Below are 16,110 nucleotides of genomic sequence, written 5' to 3'. Positions count from 1 at the left end.
ACCGTCTCCGGTCGGGGGGATGAAGAAGCGTGGAAGGGGAACGTCCGCGGGAGCCGGCGGGGGTGGCCGGCGACGGGCGGCGGTGGTCAGCGTGCGGCGAACTCGGTGATGCTGCCGCCGAGTCGTTCGCGCAGCTTCGCGAGGGCGCGTACGGAACGGGTGCGTACCGCGGCGGAGCTGACGTGCAGGGCGTCGGCGGTCTCCTCGATGCTGCGGTCCTCCCAGTACCGCAGGACCACGACCGCCCGGTCCTTGGGCGCGAGTCCGGCCAGGGCGTCGAGCAGCGCGATCCGCAGCACCGGGTCCTCGCCGTTGTCGGGGGCGCGGTCGGGGAGCTCGCCGAGGGGGCGCTCGGTGGCCGACCGGCGCCGCTGGTGGCTGAGGAACGTGCGGACGAGCACGGTCTGGGCGTACGCGGCGGGGTTCCCGATCCGGGCCATGCGGCCCCACAGGGCGTACATCCTGCCGAGCGTCTCCTGGGTGAGGTCCTCGGCGAGGTGGGTGTCCCCACTGGTCAGCAGGCATGCCGAGCGGAACAGCGGGCCCGTGCGTGCGGCGGCGAACTCCAGGAACTCGTCCGCGCGGGACTTTCTCATGCCCCTCCTTTCCCTCGCGGTCACGTGGTGTGGTCGCCGTACACCTCATTGACGCGACGGGGCGGGGCAAATGTTTCAACGTCTTCAAGGGAATCCGCGGGCGTCTTCGCCCAGCGCGTCCAAAAGGGCAGAAAAGGGGTAATCCTGGAGTATGAACACTCTCAGCGCAGCCCAGACCCTGGCCGCGGGAGTCTGGCAGTCAGGCCTCGGACAGGTGCTCGGCGGGCTTGTCATCGTCGCCGTACTGATCGGCGCGGTCTGGCTGGGCTTCCGGGTCCGCGACCGCGAATCCAATCCGCCCAAGCCGGACGAGCAGCCCCACCGGCCCGACGACGGCAGCCTGCCGGGCGAGACCTCCGGGTACCGCAGGCCGACCGAGATGCCGCAGACGGACGGCGAGCACCGGCTCATGCCCTACCAGCTCAAGGACGGCTCGGAGGCGTCGCCCGACCCGCCCACCGAGGAGAAGCGCAAGTGGGGCGGGATCTCCAGCGGAGGCTTCGGCAGCGGAGGCACAGGACACGGCGACTGAACCCTTCCCGCCCGACGGAGGCCACGCCCCGTGGATGAGAACGCTGTCCCCGCAATGCTCCCGGGAGCTCCCCCAGCCCCCTTCGAGGAGCACCGACCACACGTGCGGGCCGTCGCGTACCGCCTCCTCGGCACCTCCGAGGAGGCGGACGAGGCGGTCGAGGACGTACGGAGGACCTGGTCGGCCCGGCACCTCCCGATCGCCCCGGGCCCGGTCCCGGCCCCGTACGACCCCACCGAGGCGGTCGCCCGCGTCTGCCTGGACCGGCTCCGGTCCCGCGAGAGCCACCGCGAACACCCCTGGGACCCGTGGGACCCCTGGGCCTCGGGCATGCCGGGCCACCCGCGCGACCCCGGGGAACCGCCCCCGCCGACGGCCCTCGACGGACTGACACCACCGGAACGGCTCGCGTACGTCCTGCACGACGAGTTCTCCGTCCCGTACGAGCGGATCGCCCCCGTCCTGGAACGCACCCCGGCCGCCGCCCGCCGGCTCGCCGGCCGGGCCCGTTACCGGCTGCGGGAGGCCGAGGAGATGCCGGAGCCGGACCTGCCCCGCCAGCGGGACGTCGTCGCGGCCTTCCTGGCGGCCGCCCGGAGCGGCGACGCCGCCGCCCTGCGCGCGCTCCTCGACCCCGACGTGGTCCTCCGGGCCGACGCCACGGCCGAACGGGCCGGGGCGACCACCGTGCACGGCCCCGCGGCGGTCGCCGACGCGATCGCCCACCAGGTGAGCACGGCCAGAAAGGCCCTGGTGGACGGGGCGGCGGGACTGGCCTGGCCGTCTGAGGGCGACCCGCGGCTCGTGTTCGCCTTCACCGTCCTGGAGGACCGGATCACGGCCGTCGACGCCCTGTCGGACGCGGACCACCTGGACCGCCTGAAGATCCAGCTCTGAGCGCCCACGGCGGGGGCCGGCCACCACAGCCGCGGTGCGCCGGTTCACTCCCCCGGCCCGCCCCATCCCACCCGGCTCACCATCCCGGCCCACCGCCCCTGCTCACTCCCCGAGGACGCGCCCCGCACGGGATGCCACATGGGCGGGCGGTACGACGTCGGCGGGCAGCACCGGATCGGTGACCGGCTCGCCGAAGGTGGTCACCACGGGCAGCACCCCGGCCCACAGCCCGAGCGCCGCGTCCTCGGAATCGCCGTCGTCCGGCGGCCCGCTGCGGGTCTTCACGGAGGCCTCGGTCAGGTCGAGCGCGAGCACGGAGGTCGCCGCCAGTTCCTTGCGGCTGGGCTGCCGCACGTACTCCCACTGCCCCGGGGAGCTCTGCTCGGTGAGCGCCCGCAGGCCCCTCAGCTTCTCGTCCGGGTCGGTCACGACGCGCGGGACGCCGTAGACCATCGCGCAGCGGTAGTTCACCCCGTGCTCGAAGACGGAACGGGCCAGGACCAGCCCGTCGACGTGGGTGACGGTGACACAGACGGTGGTGTCGGGCGCCTGGACGAGACTGCGGCTGGCGACGGACCCGTGCAGATACAGCTGGTCGCCCTCGACTCCGTACGCGGTGGGCACCACCATCGTCGTCCCGTCGACGGGGACGCCGAGATGGCAGAGGAACCCGGCGCCGAGCACGGCGTCCAGATCGGCCCGCAGGTGACTGCCCTTCTCCCGCATCCGCCGCAACCGGGTCCGCTCGGTGACGGTCAGAGCCCCGTCCCCGCCGACCGTTTCCGTGCCGTCGCTCATGCTTCCCCCAGGTTCCTCGACCGATGCAGAAGATCTTCCGGAGTTGTACGACCTCCGGCCCCCGCCCCGCCACCACCGCTCACCTGTCGGAACGGCGGAGGGTTCAGTGGCCGCGCCGCCGCTCCGGACGCACCAGCAGGCCTCGTTCGAGGGCCACGACCACCGCGTGGGTGCGGTCGCTGACGTCGAGCTTGGCGAAGACCCGCAGGAGGTGCGTCTTCACCGTCGCCTCGGCGATCACGAGACGCCTCCCGATGTCGATGTTGGAGAGGCCGTCGGCGACCGCGTTCAGGACATCCACCTCCCGCGCGGTCAGGGCCACCTGGGCCGGCCGCCGCATCCGCGCCACCAGACGTTCGGCGACCCTCGGTGCCAGTACCGTCTCGCCGCGGTCGGCCGAGCGGATGGCGTCGACGAGCTGCTCGCGGGTGGTGTCCTTGAGGAGGTAGCCGATGGCGCCGGCCTCGACCGCGCGCTCGATCTCCTCGTCGGTGTCGTAGGTGGTGAGGATCAGCACCCGGGTGGGCGCGGGACCCGCGACGATCTCCGCCGTGGCGGCGACTCCGTCCAGGACGGGCATCCGCAGATCGACGAGGGCCACGTCGGGGGCGAGGGACTCGACGAGCCCGACCGCCTCCCGGCCGTCGGAGGCCTCTCCGACGATGTCGATGGTGGGCTCGGCGGCAAGCAGGGCGACGACACCGGCCCGCATGACCGTGTGGTCGTCGACCACGACGACACGAATACGCCGCCCCGTCGCGCCGTCCGTCGAGTCGTCCGTCGCACCGCTCATCGCGTCACTCCTGACCACGTGTCACTCCTGACCGTTCGTGGGGAGGGCGGCGAGAACGCGGGTGCCGTCCCCGGGGGAACTGGTGACCGTGAGCTCGCCGCCCAGCTCGGCAAGGCGTTTGCGCATGCCGTCGAGGCCGAAGCCGTGGGACCGCTCGACGACGAACCCGCTGCCGTCGTCGGTGATCTCCAGCTCGACGCGGTCCTCGTGCCGGTCGAGGAACACACTCACGGTCGACGCGCCCGCGTGCTTCCGCACATTGGCCAGCGATTCCTGCGTGCAGCGCAGCAGCGCGATCCGGGTCTGCTGGTCGCAGTCGATCTCCGGCAGCTCGGCGAGGACGGTGAGCCCGGTGTCCTCGGCGAACCGGTCGAGGGTCCTGCGCAGGGTCGCGGCGACCGAGCCGGGGGTGAGGCCGCTCTGCGGCGCCGAACCGACGAGGACCCGCGCCTCGGCGAAGTTCTCGCGTGCGGTCTGCTCGATCGAGAGCAACTGCCGTGCCGTGCGCTCCGGTTCGGTGTCGAGCGTCGTACGGGCCGCCTCGGCCAGCACGATGATGGAGGCGAAGCCCTGGGCGAGAGTGTCGTGGATCTCCCGCGCCAGGCGCTCGCGTTCCTCCACGGCGCCCTGCCGGCGATGCGCCTCGGCGAGCTGGGACTGCGTGCTCTCCAGCTCGTCGCTCAGCCGCAGCGCCCGCGCGGCGGACTCCTCGGCGCTCCGGTGGAGAAGCGTCCCGATGAGCACCCCGGCGGCGTACCCGATGAGCGCGGAGACCGCGTTGCCGGTGACGGCGTCGACGAACCCACCGCGCCACTCGATGCTGCCGACGACGGTCCCGGCGGCCGCGGCGCCACTCAGGGCCGTGGCCGCCCGCGGGCTCGCGGCGAGGATCCAGAACTGCGGCAGCGACACGATGAGCAGGGCCGCGCCGCCGCCCGGGAGCCAGGCCATCGCCCCCAGGGTGACGGCGAGCAGGCACAGATAGGGGTACGGCCGGACCACGGGGTTCCCGGGCATGCAACGCACGAGGGCGTATCCGAGACCGACCGCGACGAGCAGGGCCAGGGCGATGTACCGCTGCGGGGCGGGGTCGTCGAGGCCGCCGATGACCGACGGCGCGAGGCCGAGGAACACCCAGACCAGGGCGTACCACCGGTGGAGGGTCGGCATCCACGCTCTCGTCTCCGCCGGTGGCTGTCGATTCATATGGTCAGCGTACTTTCGGTGCGGCCGGGCCGACTTCGAGCAGCGCCCCGGCCTCGGAGGCCGTACGGGCATCCGCCGGTCCACCCTCGGAAGCCGTACGGGCAACCGCAGGCCCGCCCTCGGAGGCCGTGCGCCGCCGGGCGCGGCCCACCCCGCGCGACGGCCACCAGTTCGCCTCGCCGAGCAACAGCATCAGGGACGGCAGGATCAGGATCCGGATGACGAAGGCGTCGAGCAGCACGGCCACCGCCAGGCTGAAACCGATCTGCTTCATCTCGATCAGATGCAGCGCGGCGAAGCTGGCGAACACCGTCACCATCACGACGGCGGCGCTCGTCACCACGCCCGCCGAGCCGCCGATGCCGTCGAGGACGGCCCTGCGGGTCGGCACTCCGTTCAGCGCGGCCTCCCTGATCCGGCTGATCACGAACACCTGGTAGTCCATCGACAGTCCGAAGAGGATCACGAAGAGGAACAGCGGCACCCTCGAACCGATCGAACCCGTGGACTCGAAGACCAGCAGCCCCTCCGCCCAGCTCCCCTGGAAGACCATCACCAGGACACCGAGCGAGGCGCCGGCCGACAGCAGGTTCAGCACCACACCGACCAGGCCCAGCACCACGGAGCGGAACGCCCACACCGTCATCGCGAAGGTCACCAGCAGCAGGGCCCCGATGATCAGCGGCAGCTTCCGCTTCTGGTGCTCGGGGTAGTCGGCGTAGCGGGCGACATCACCGGTCACCGCGGCCTCGGCGCCGGGCACCGCGCCGACCGTCGCCGGCACGTACTCCTCGCGGAGCTGCCGGAGCGACGACTGCGCCGCGTCGGTGCTCACATAGTGCGGAACTGACAGTTCCAGCATGCTGATCCGGCCGTCGGGAGAGGTCCGCAGCACGGCCGTGCCGCCGAGCCGCGGATCGTCCTTCACGTTCTCGGCCAGCTCGCGCAGAGCGCCGGCCACCTCGTCCGCACGGCCGGCGTCGGCCCGTACGACGACCTGGTGCATGGCCTTCAACTCCGGGAAGGCCGCGTTCAACCGGTCGTACGTCTGCATGGCGCCGATGGCGCGGGAGTGCGTCTCGCGGCCCATGTCGGTGAGCTTGAGGCCGAGGAGCGGCGCGGCGAGCGCGAGCATGGCGACGACCGAGACGATCAGGGTGAGGGCGGGATACCGGCTGACGGGCCGCAGCACGGCCCGGGTGAACCGCCCGGCACCGGAGCCGCCGGCGTCCTTCCCGGCACGGGAGCCACCCTTGTCCTTCCGGGCACGAGGGCCGCCCTTGCCCTTCCGGGCGGCACGGCGCTCCGCGCGCCCGCCGAGCGTGGCGAGGAGCGCGGGCAGCACGGTCAGCGAGCTGACCACGGCCACCAGGGTGACGACGATCGCGCCGGTGGCGATGGACGAGAAGATGACGTCGTCCGCGAGGTACAGCGTCGCGCTGGAGACGGCGACGGCGAGACCGGAGAGGACGACGGCCCGGCCGGAGGTGGCGGCGGCCAGCTCGACGACGGCCTGCGGCGTGAGCCTGCCCCCGGCCCTGGCCCGTTCCTCGCGCTCCCGCTTGAGGTAGAAGAGCGTGTAGTCGACGCCCACCGCGAGACCGATCAGCAGGATGACGTTCGTCCCGACGCCCGCGTCCGGGAAGACGTGCGAGGCCAGCATGGACAGTCCGACGGCGCCGGCGATCGAGGACAGCGCGAGGAGCAGCGGCACCAGGGCCATCGACACCGAGCGGAAGACGAAGAGCAGGGTGATCAGCGTCACCGGCAGCGCGATCATCTCGGTACGGGCGAGATCGTCGCCGCGCAGCTTCTCGACGCCCTTGCCGATGGAGGGACTGCCCACCTCCTCGACGCGCAGCGCGGGATGCGCGGCCGCCACCTGGGCGGTCTGCGCGAGCAGCGGATCGACGTGCTTCTTGCCGTCGAGCTCGGCGCCCTTCATGGTCACGTCGACCCGGACCGCCGTGCCGTCGGCGGCGCGGACGGCGGGGGCGACGGACAGGACCTCGGGCAGCTTCCGCATCCGCGCGGTGATGTCCCGGACCGCCGCGTCGGCCTCGGCGACGTCGAGACGGCCCGTGCCGGGTGCGGCGGAGATCAGCACCCGCTCCAGCGGCCGCTGCCCCATCCCGCCCTCGGCGGCGAGCGCCTCGGCCCGGCCCGCCTCGCCGATCCGGAAGTCCTCGGTGGTGGCGGGGTTCCCGCCGACGGCGATCCCCGCCCCCAGGCACAGGGCGACGAACAGGAACCATCCGACGATCGCGCGCCAGGGGTGCCCGGCGCTCCAACGGGCCATACGTACAGGGAGATTCGTCATGCGTCCATGCTGTTCGCGCACCCACCCCCACCGGCAGGCTCGACCGGTGGAACCTCCCGTCCACCGGTCGGTGGACACACCCCCGAACGCGCCCCACCCACACCGCCGCCCCACCCCGGCCACCGCGTGCCCGTCCGCATCCGCATCCGCATCCGGGCATGAAAAAACCCCAGGTCACGGCGAGTGAGTCCTGGGGTAATTCCGAGCCGCCTTCGGGATTCGAACCCGAGACCTACGCATTACGAGTGCGTTGCTCTGGCCAACTGAGCTAAGGCGGCACGCTGTCCGGACCCATGGTGGGTGCAGCAGCGACGCCAAGTCTACACAGTTTCCGGGAGTGCTCCGACCACCCCCGGAGAGGGCCTATGAGCAGCGCTTTCCTTCGGCGGGAGGGGTGCCGTCGAGGAGGTAGGTGTTGATCGCCGTGTCGATGCAGTCGCTGCCCCGGCCGTACGCGGTGTGGCCGTCGCCCTCGTAGGTGAGGAGGGTGCCGGAGGAGAGCTGGCCGGCCAGGGACTGGGCCCACTTGTACGGGGTGGCCGGGTCGCGGGTGGTGCCGACGACCAGGATCGGGGCGGCGCCCTCGGCGGCGATCCGGTGGGGGGCGCCGGTGGGCGGGGTGGGCCAGGAGGTGCAGTTGAGAGCCGCCCAGGCGAGACCCCGGCCGAAGATCGGGGAGGCCTTCTCGAAGGACGGGACGGCCTTCGCGACGTCGGCGGGGCCCCTGTAGGCGGCCGGCAGGTCGAGGCAGTTCACGGCCGCGTTGGCGAACATCAGGTTGGCGTACGTGCCGTCCGCCTCCCGCTCGTAGTAGCTGTCGGCCAGGGTGAGGAGGCCCGAGCCGTCGCCGCCGATCGCCTGGGTGAGGGCCTCGCGCAGCTGGGGCCAGGCGCCCTCGTCGTACATCGCCGCGATCACTCCGGTGGTGGCGAGGGACTCGCCGAGCGCCCGGCTCTCGCCGGTGGGCACGGGCTCGGCGTCCACGTCGCGGAAGAACTTCTTCATCGCCTCGCCGGCCGCCTCGACCGACTCCGTGCCCAGCGGGCAGTCCGGCTTGGTCACGCAGTCCGCGGCGAAGGCCCGGAACGAGGTCTCGAAGCCGGCGGTCTGGTCGCGGTTGAGGTCGATCGCGGGCAGCGACGGGTCCATCGCCCCGTCGAGGACGAGGCGGCCGACCCGGTCCGGGAACAGCTCGGCGTACGTGGCGCCGAGGAACGTGCCGTACGAGGCCCCCACGTAGCTGAGCTTCTCGTCGCCGAGGACCGCCCGCAGGATGTCCATGTCACGGGCCGTCTCGACCGTGGAGACGTGCGGCAGGATCACCCGCGACTTCTTCGCGCAGCCCGCCGAGAAGACCTTGAAGGCGGCGCTCAGCGCGTTGACCTCCGCGGTGTCGTCGGGGGTCTGGTCGACCTGCGTGAACGTGTCCATCTGCGGGCCCGTCAGACACTCGACCGGCTCACTGCGCGCGACTCCGCGCGGGTCGACGGCCACCATGTCGTAGCGGGCGCGGACGGGTGCGGGGTAGCCGACGCCCGCGTACCCCTGGAGGTAGCCGACGGCGGAGCCGCCGGGGCCGCCCGGGTTGACCAGGAGCGAACCGAGCCGCTTGCCGGGGCCGGTCGCCTTGACCCGCGAGACCGCCAGGTCGATCTGCTCGCCGTCCGGCTTCGCGTAGTCCAGCGGGGCCTTCAGGGTCGCGCACTGGAACCCCGTGACACCGCAGTCGCGCCACGTCAGCTTCTGCCCGTAGAACTTCTTCAGCGCCTCGGGCGAGGAGGAGGGCGAGGAGGCAGAGGGCGAGGCCTGCCGGGCCGCCGTGGTGCGGGACGCCGCCGCGTCGCTTCCGCCCGAGCAGCCGGAGAGGATCAGTCCGGCGGCCGCGAGGGCCGTGGCGGACGTACGGAGCAAGCGCCTGGAGTCCATTCCCGGAGCGTATCCGGAGCGATACGTACCGTGTCCAATCGGCTGCCGGCCGCCCTCCGGGCCCGACCCGATCGGCAGGGCGCTCCTCGGTCCTCCCGATCCGGAGGACGCTCCTCAGTCCCGCAGCGCGAGGGTCATCGCCTCCATCGCGAGCAGCGGGGCGACCTGCCGATCGAGGGCCTCTCGGCAGGCCAGGACGGCCTCGATGCGGCGCAGGGTGCGCTCCGGCGTGGTGTCGTGGGCGATCCGCTCGATCGCGTCCCGCACGTCCGTGTTGGCGAGCGCCGTGCGCGAGCGGAGCTGGAGCGCCAGGACATCACGGTAGAAGCCGGTGAGTTCGGTGAGCGCGAGGTCCAGGCTGTCGATCTGCGTCCGCTTCTTGCGCCGCTTCTGGTCCGCTTCCAGGTCCTTCATCACACCGGCCGTGCCGCGCGGCAGCCGCCCGCCGGGGCCCACGCCCAGGGCGGCCTTCAGCTCCTCGGTCTCCCTGGCGTCGGTCTCCTCCGCCACCTGGTTGGCGTCCTCCGTCGCCGTGTCGATCAGCTCCTGGGCGGCCTTGAGGCAGCCGCCGACGTCGTGGACCCGCAGGGGCACCTTGAGGACGGCGGCCCTGCGCGCACGGGCCCGCTCGTCGGTGGCGAGCCGCCGGGCCCGGTCGATGTGGCCCTGGGTGGCCCGGGCGGCGGCGTGGGCCGTCTCCGGTTCGATGCCGTCACGCCGTACGAGCACGTCGGCGACCGCCTCCACCGGGGGCGTCCGGAGGTTCAGGTGGCGGCACCGGGAGCGGATCGTGGGCAGCACGTCCTCGATCGAGGGGGCGCAGAGCAGCCAGACGGTGCGCGGAGCGGGCTCCTCCACGGCCTTCAGAACCGCGTTGGCCGACTTCTCGTTCAACCGCTCGGCGTCTGCCACCAGGATGACCTGCCAGCGGCCGTTCGCGGGCGCGGTGTACGACTTGCGGACGGTGTCGCGCATGTCCTCGACCCTGACCACGGCACCGACGGCGGTGACCGTGGTGATGTCGGCGTGGGTGCCGACCAGTGCCGTGTGGCAGCCGGTGCAGAACCCGCAGCCCGGCGCGCCGCCGAGCGCCCGGTCGGGGCTCACGCACTGCAGCGCGGCGGCGAACGCCCGCGCGGCGGTCTCCACCCCGGACCCCGGCGGGCCGGTGAAGAGCCAGGCGTGGGTCATCGTCGAGGCCTCGGGGTCGGGCTCTCCGGCGGAATGGGCGGTCACGAGCGCGTCGGCGTCCCGCGCGGCCGCGGCGAGCTGCTCCTCGACCTTCGCCTGTCCGACCAGGTCGTCCCATACGGCCATGTCTGCCCCTCCTCAGGTACGCCCTCCATTGTGGGGCAGTCCTCTGACAGCACCCGCCGCGCCGACGGGTCACGCCTCCCTGTCGCGGCGGGTCAGCCACAGGCCGACGGCGGAACCGAGCAGGACCGTGCCGGTGGCGACGCTCGCCGCCACGTGGGCGGCGCCGGTCAGGTCGGCGACGGTGTTGACGTAGGCGTTGCCGAGGACGCTCGCCGTGAGCAGCAGCCAGAACAGGACGCGCATGGGATCTCCGTGGGTCGGGGTGAACGAAGGGGGAGCAAAAGGGAAGCGGAAGGGGCTCGAAAGCAGGGGCCCCTCCGCATTCGATCTTCGTCGTCCCGGCGCGCCCGCACAGCGGTGCCCACCCCCGGACCGATGGTGGTGCCTGCTCCACCGCACCTCTCGGGTCCGCCCGCATAACCTGGCGGGTATGCGCGACGCGATCAGGGAATCCGGCCGGGCGTCGCTCCATCTCCTGGGCGGGGCCGCGGTCGCACTCCTCTGCTACCTGATGATCGGCGTCGCCGTCTTCACGGCCTTCCTCACCGCCACCGTGATCGGCGCGGGCGTGCTCCCCGAGAGCGTGCTGCTGCTGCGCCGGCTGGCCGGCTGGGAGCGGCGCCGGACCACCGCCCGCACCGGAACGCCCGTCCCGGAGGCGTATCTGCCGCTCGAAGGCCCCCTCCCCGCGCGCGTGCGGACCGCCGTCACCGATCCGGGCACGGGGCGGGACCTGGTCTGGGCGGCCGCGCAGCTGCTGTACGGCATGGGGGTCTGGTTCGCCTCGCTGGTGCTGTGGGCGCCCGCGCTGCTGGTCGACGGTGTGGTGACCGGGCTGGCGGGGCGACGGCCGGTGGCCCTGCCACTGATCGGCAGGCTCGCCGACCTGGAGGCCGAGTGGTCGCGCGCACTGCTCACGCCGACCCCCTCGGCCGCGCGGGCCGCCGCGCTCGCCGCCCGTGTCGAGGAGCTCACGGCCACCCGGGCGGGTGCGATCGCCGCGCACGGCGCCGAGCTGCGCCGGATCGAGCGCGATCTGCACGACGGCACACAGGCCCGTCTCGTGGCGCTCTCCATGCGGATCGGCCTGGCCAAACGGGCGTACGACTCCGATCCCGTGGCCGCGCGGAAGCTCCTCGACGACGCGCAGACGCAGGCCGAGGAGGCGCTGGCCGAACTACGGCACGTGGTGCGCGGCATCCACCCGCCGATCCTCACCGACCGGGGCCTGACCGGGGCGGTACGGGCTCTCGCCGCGAGCAGCGGCCTGGAGGTGGAGGTGTCCGTGACGGGCCTGGCCGACCACGCCCCGGGCGACCTGTCGGAACGGCTCGACGCGACCCGCCCGAGCGCCCCCCGCGCCCCCGCCGCCGTCGAGGCCGCCGCCTACTTCGTGGTCGCCGAGGCCCTCACCAACGCCGCCAAGCACAGCGGCGCCACCCGCGCCTCCGTCGCCCTCGTCCGCGAACCGACCGCTCTCCGCGCGCGTGTGGCGGACGAGGGTCGGGGCGGGGCCGAGGCCGGCGAGAGCGGCGGCTCCGGGCTCCTCGGCATGCGCCGCCGGGTCGCCGCGCTCGACGGCACCGTACGACTGACCAGCCCCGAAGGGGGCCCGACCGTGATCGAAGTGGAGCTTCCGTGCGTGTGGTGATCGCCGAGGACAACGCCCTCCTGCGGGAGGGCCTCGTGCTGCTGCTGACCTCGTCCGGCCATGAGGTCGCCGGGGTAGCGGCCACCGGCCCCGAGGTCCTGCCGCTGCTCCTGGAGCACCGTCCGGACGTGGCCGTCCTCGACGTGCGGATGCCGCCCGGCTTCCGCGACGAGGGGCTGCGGGCGGCCCTCGCGGCCCGCGAGCGGCTGCCCGACCTTCCGGTGCTCGTGCTCTCCCAGTACGTGGAGGAGACGTACGCCGCCGAACTGCTGGGCGGCGGCGCACGGGGCGTCGGCTACCTCCTGAAGGACCGGGTGGGCCGGGTGGACGAGTTCCTCGACGCCCTGGAACGGGTCGCCGCCGGTGGTACGGCCCTGGACCCGGAGGTCGTCTCCGAGCTGCTCTCCCGTCGCCGTGACGACCCGCTGGACTCCCTCACGCCCCGGGAGCGCGAGGTCCTCGAACTGATGGCGCAGGGGCACGACAACGGCACGATCGCCCGCTCGATGGTCGTCACCGAACGGGCCGTGCACAAGCACGTCGGCAATGTCTTCCTGAAGCTCGGCCTGCCGCCGAGCGACAGCGGCGGCCACCGCCGGGTCCTCGCCGTCCTCGCCTACCTCGACGCCTGAGCGGACCCCCGCGTCAGGCCCGCTGCCGCCGCGAGGGCAGGAACACGCCCGCCACCACCGTGACCACCACGGTGCCGGCGATCAGCGCCGCCTGCCCGGGCGGCAGGTACGGCAGTCCGCCCGTGAGCGCCCAGGCGAAGGCGGTCAGCGGCAGCGCGGCCACCACGACGCCGACGAGCAGGCCGGTGGCGGTCAGGAACCCGGCCTCGAGGCCGAGCATCCGGCGCAGCTGACCGGCCGACGCGCCGACCTGGCCGAGGAGATGGAGTTCGCCGCGCCGTCCCGCGCCGATCAGGGTGAGGGTGCTGAGGACGGAGAGGAGGGTGAGGCCGCCGATCGCGGAGACGATCACGGCCGAGACGATGCCGTTGAGTTCGGCGCCCGGCGGACTCACCTGCTCGGGCGCCACGGGGGAACCCGCGGTCGCCTTCGCAGTGGACGCGTTCGCCGTGGACGCCAGGACGCGCGCGGGGTACGGATCGCTCATGTGCGGGGCCAGTTCGGCCTTCGGGAGCAGGAACTCGCCGAGCGCGAGCGAGCGTTCGTACACGGCCGCCACCCGAAGCCGCTTCGGCGTGCCGTCCCCGAGCCGCAGGTCCACCGTCGAACCGGGGCGTACGTCCAGCGAGTCGGCCATGTCCGCGCCGACCGCGACCGTGCCCGTACGGGCGAGTCCGGCCAGGTCCCCCGCGACGACCCCGGGGTCGAGCGTGCCCGCCAGGCCCGCCGCGTCGACGCCGAGCACCGGAAGCCGGTCGAGGCGCGGTGCACCGGCCTCCGTCCGGGCCAGGACGACCGTCGAACGCAGGACGTCCGTGGCCGCGTCGACCCCCGGCAGCCGCCCCACCCGCTCCGCCGTCGTCCCGGTGAGCGCGAGGTCGGCGGTCGTCGCAGCCCGCGCCTGCTCGTCGGCGGCCCGCCCCATCGTCGTGCCCGCCGAGAGCTGCACGAGCGCGAAGGCGGTGACGAGGACGACCGGTACGAGCGCCGCCCCGAGGCGCCGCGAGTGGGTGCTCGCACCCGCGGCGGTGAGCCGTCCGGGCGCACCGCCGAGCCGGCGGAACGGCAGGTCCAGGACCTTCATCGCCGCCCCGGCGATCCAGGGGCCGAGCACCGCGCATCCGGCGACCAGGGTCACCGTGGCCGCCCCGGCGGCGGCGCCGGCGGCCTCGCCGCCCTGGGCCGTGGCGGTGACGGCCGACGCCACGCCGAGCAGGATCAGCGCGATCCCGACGACCCGCCGCACGCCGCCCTTCCCCGGCCGCCGGGGCTGCCGGGCGGCGAAGAGGACGACGAGCCGGGTGATCCCCACGACCACGGCCGCGACCACCAGGGAGGCGGCGAACAGCCAGGGCGGGGAAGGGAGTTCGAGACCCTCGGGAACGACTCCCGCGCGGGTCCGCAGCGCCGACCACAGCCCGAGGAACACCGGTACGGCCACGACCGCGCCGCAGAGCGCCGCGAGCCCCGCCACCCGGGTCACCTCCCGGCCGGCCGCCGCCCGCACCTGACGTGCCGTCGCACCGACCGAGAGCAGCAACTCCCGCTCACCGGACCGCTGCTGGAGCGCCTGGGCGACGAGCGAGGCCAGCACGAGCACGGCGACGAGCACGACGGTCCCGGAGATCGCCGCGAGGAGCTGGAGGAGCTCCATGCGCGCGGGCGCCGCGGCCAGGTGCTCGGGCCCGCCCCGGCCGTCGCCGGTGAGCGCCCGGAGCGGCTGCCCCGAGGCGGTGTCCTTCAGTCCCGCCTCGTCCAGGGCCGCCCGCACGCGCGCGTGGAGGGTGTCCACGGGTACGCCGGGTTCGGCGAGCACGCCGACGGCGTCGACGGAGCCCGGGTGCCCGGCGAGCTTCCGCGCCTCGGCCGCCGTGACGTACAGGGCGGCGGGCCCGTCGGCGAGGCCGACGACCTTGCGCCCGGCGACGGTGTCCCCGATCCGCGCCCCGGCACCGGAGCCCATGACGGCCTCTCCCGCGCCGCGCGGCTCGCGCCCGTCGACCAGCCGGTAGGGGGCCAGCCGCGCCGCCTCCCAGGACCGCCCGCTGTAGGCCTTCGGGTCCGGCTGAGCGCCCGTGCCCGGTTCCCGTACGACGAAGGTGTGGTCCGGCACGGCGGCCCGGACCCCCGGGACCGTCCGCAGCACCTCGACGGTCGCGCCCGGGATCCGTACCCGCTCGGTCAGTCCCGCCGACTGCGTCTGCGCCTCGCTCCCCCACGGCTTCGTCGTCCAGCGGACCTCCTGGTCACCGGCGACGACGACGGACGCGGCGGCGTACCGCTCCACGCGCGCGTGGCCCAGCCCCGCCGAGCCGGCGGCGAGGGCCAGGGCGCCGAGCAGCACGGAGGTGACGGCGACGGCGGCGAACACGGCGGCCCACGCCTTCCGGTGCGCCCGCAGGGAGCGGGCGGCGAGCAGCCGGACCGCAGGGTTCCCGAGCGGCTTCACCGGGCCACCGCCGTTCGGCGGAACGGGTGGCCGGTCGTCGCGCCCACCACGTGCGCGCCCGGGAGGTGTGCACCCGGCGTCTCCCGGGCGCCCGACATCCCCCGGACGCCCAGCATCTCCCGTACCCCCGTCTCGTTCGGACGGTCGAGACGCCCGGCGAGCCTGCCCCGGTCGAGGAACACGGCCTCGTCCGTCCAGGCGGCCGCCACCGGGTCGTGGGTGACGAGGACGACGGTGGTCCCCCGCTCGTCGACCGCGCGCCGCAGCAGGGCGAGGACGCCGGCCGCCGTGACCGGGTCGAGGGCGGCGGTCGGCTCGTCGGCGAAGACGACCTCGGGTTCGTTGACCAGGGCGCGGGCGATGGCCACCCGCTGGCGCTGGCCGCCGGACAGGTTCTCCGGCCGGTCCCCGGCCCGGTCCGCGAGGCCGACGGCCGCGAGACCGGCGAGGGCGCGGGCGTCGAGCTCCCGGCCCTCCCTGGCTCCGGCGAGGAGCAGCGGGAGGGTGACGTTCTCCCGCACGTCGAGGGCGGAGACGAGGTTCAACGACTGGAAGACGAAGCCGATCCGGTCGCGGCGGAGCCGGGTGAGACCGGCCGCCTTCAGCGTGGCGAGGTCGGTGCCCCCGATCCGTACCGTTCCGGTCGTCGGCCGTTCGAGTCCCGCGGCGCACCGCAGCAGGGTGGACTTCCCGGAACCCGAGGGACCCATCACGGCCACGAACCGGCCGCGCGGCACGGTCAGACTCACCCCTTCGAGCGAGGGGGCCCCGCGCCCGTACGTCCGGCCCACCCCGTCGAGGGCGAGGGCCGCGTCCGGGGCGCGGGCGGCACCGTTCTCCGTCACTGCTGTCGTCGTCATACCGACAACGCTAGAAAAATGCAGGTCAGAGCGGTATGGGGCTGGCTTCCCGGGGGGGGGGGGGGGGGGGCCCCCCCCCCCCCCGGGGGGGGGGGGGGGGGGGGGGGGGGGAGGGGGACGTTTTTCTTTTTTG

14 protein-coding genes and 1 tRNA gene are annotated in these 16,110 nt (G+C 73.9%); 4 read left to right on the top strand and 11 right to left on the bottom strand.

The features are described 5' to 3' along the window. Positions 1 to 86: 86 nt before the first annotated feature. On the bottom strand, positions 87 to 596 hold the full coding sequence (locus ACZ4XX_RS03340) for a SigE family RNA polymerase sigma factor (protein ID WP_468506296.1): 510 nt from the start codon (positions 594 to 596) through the stop codon (positions 87 to 89). Between the two features lie 151 nt (positions 597 to 747). Between ACZ4XX_RS03340 and ACZ4XX_RS03335 the strand changes: the two genes are divergently transcribed. Both ACZ4XX_RS03335 and ACZ4XX_RS03330 read left to right on the top strand, forming a co-directional pair. Continuing rightward, positions 748 to 1,128 carry a DUF6479 family protein gene (locus ACZ4XX_RS03335; protein WP_468506295.1) on the top strand — a complete coding sequence of 127 codons (381 nt, stop codon included), beginning with the start codon at positions 748 to 750 and terminating at the stop codon, positions 1,126 to 1,128. Positions 1,129 to 1,230: 102 nt separating this feature from the next. Further along, entirely contained in the window at positions 1,231 to 2,025 is a 795-nt protein-coding gene (locus ACZ4XX_RS03330) for a sigma factor-like helix-turn-helix DNA-binding protein (protein ID WP_468506294.1), read from the top strand. Positions 2,026 to 2,127: 102 nt separating this feature from the next. On the opposite strand, the gene ACZ4XX_RS03325 is transcribed toward ACZ4XX_RS03330, so the two are convergent. The 8 genes from ACZ4XX_RS03325 to ACZ4XX_RS03290 all read right to left on the bottom strand — a co-directional run bounded on the left by ACZ4XX_RS03325 (position 2,128) and on the right by ACZ4XX_RS03290 (position 10,628). After that, complete coding sequence (locus ACZ4XX_RS03325) at positions 2,128 to 2,823, bottom strand: pyridoxamine 5'-phosphate oxidase family protein (protein WP_468506293.1); 696 nt, start codon at positions 2,821 to 2,823, stop codon at positions 2,128 to 2,130. Positions 2,824 to 2,926: 103 nt separating this feature from the next. Next, positions 2,927 to 3,616 carry a response regulator gene (locus ACZ4XX_RS03320; RefSeq protein ID WP_468506292.1) on the bottom strand — a complete coding sequence of 230 codons (690 nt, stop codon included), beginning with the start codon at positions 3,614 to 3,616 and terminating at the stop codon, positions 2,927 to 2,929. A 21-nt stretch (positions 3,617 to 3,637) separates the two neighbouring features. Further along, on the bottom strand, positions 3,638 to 4,822 hold the full coding sequence (locus ACZ4XX_RS03315) for a sensor histidine kinase (RefSeq protein WP_468506291.1): 1,185 nt from the start codon (positions 4,820 to 4,822) through the stop codon (positions 3,638 to 3,640). A 4-nt stretch (positions 4,823 to 4,826) separates the two neighbouring features. Beyond that, positions 4,827 to 7,142 (bottom strand): MMPL family transporter, encoded by a 2,316-nt coding sequence (locus ACZ4XX_RS03310; protein ID WP_468506290.1) that lies wholly within the window; start codon positions 7,140 to 7,142, stop codon positions 4,827 to 4,829. Positions 7,143 to 7,346: 204 nt separating this feature from the next. Beyond that, positions 7,347 to 7,420: transfer RNA gene (locus ACZ4XX_RS03305), tRNA-Thr, on the bottom strand. Between the two features lie 85 nt (positions 7,421 to 7,505). Further along, positions 7,506 to 9,068, bottom strand: a complete 1,563-nt coding sequence (locus ACZ4XX_RS03300; protein ID WP_468506289.1) for an alpha/beta hydrolase — start codon at positions 9,066 to 9,068, stop codon at positions 7,506 to 7,508. A gap of 114 nt (positions 9,069 to 9,182) precedes the next feature. After that, entirely contained in the window at positions 9,183 to 10,385 is a 1,203-nt protein-coding gene (locus ACZ4XX_RS03295) for a DNA polymerase III subunit delta' (protein WP_468506288.1), read from the bottom strand. A 69-nt stretch (positions 10,386 to 10,454) separates the two neighbouring features. Next, positions 10,455 to 10,628 carry a hypothetical protein gene (locus ACZ4XX_RS03290; protein ID WP_209495469.1) on the bottom strand — a complete coding sequence of 58 codons (174 nt, stop codon included), beginning with the start codon at positions 10,626 to 10,628 and terminating at the stop codon, positions 10,455 to 10,457. Positions 10,629 to 10,815: 187 nt separating this feature from the next. Here ACZ4XX_RS03290 and ACZ4XX_RS03285 point away from each other — a divergent pair, with 187 nt between their 5' ends. Together ACZ4XX_RS03285 and ACZ4XX_RS03280 are read left to right on the top strand one after the other, a co-directional pair. Then, positions 10,816 to 12,036 carry a sensor histidine kinase gene (locus ACZ4XX_RS03285; protein WP_468506287.1) on the top strand — a complete coding sequence of 407 codons (1,221 nt, stop codon included), beginning with the start codon at positions 10,816 to 10,818 and terminating at the stop codon, positions 12,034 to 12,036. Next, positions 12,024 to 12,668, top strand: a complete 645-nt coding sequence (locus ACZ4XX_RS03280; RefSeq protein ID WP_468506286.1) for a response regulator — start codon at positions 12,024 to 12,026, stop codon at positions 12,666 to 12,668. The genes ACZ4XX_RS03285 and ACZ4XX_RS03280 overlap by 13 nt, the downstream gene beginning before the upstream one ends. Before the next feature lie 13 nt (positions 12,669 to 12,681). On the opposite strand, the gene ACZ4XX_RS03275 is transcribed toward ACZ4XX_RS03280, so the two are convergent. Then, entirely contained in the window at positions 12,682 to 15,117 is a 2,436-nt protein-coding gene (locus ACZ4XX_RS03275) for an FtsX-like permease family protein (RefSeq protein ID WP_468506285.1), read from the bottom strand. Further along, positions 15,114 to 15,977 (bottom strand): ABC transporter ATP-binding protein, encoded by an 864-nt coding sequence (locus tag ACZ4XX_RS03270; protein WP_468506284.1) that lies wholly within the window; start codon positions 15,975 to 15,977, stop codon positions 15,114 to 15,116. The genes ACZ4XX_RS03275 and ACZ4XX_RS03270 overlap by 4 nt, the downstream gene beginning before the upstream one ends. Between the last annotated feature and the right edge of the window lie 133 nt (positions 15,978 to 16,110).

The sequence above is a fragment of the Streptomyces sp. NPDC029956 genome (assembly GCF_055574655.1).
Note: the sequence above shows the minus strand (reverse complement) of the source record. Positions and strands in the feature narration are given on the sequence as shown.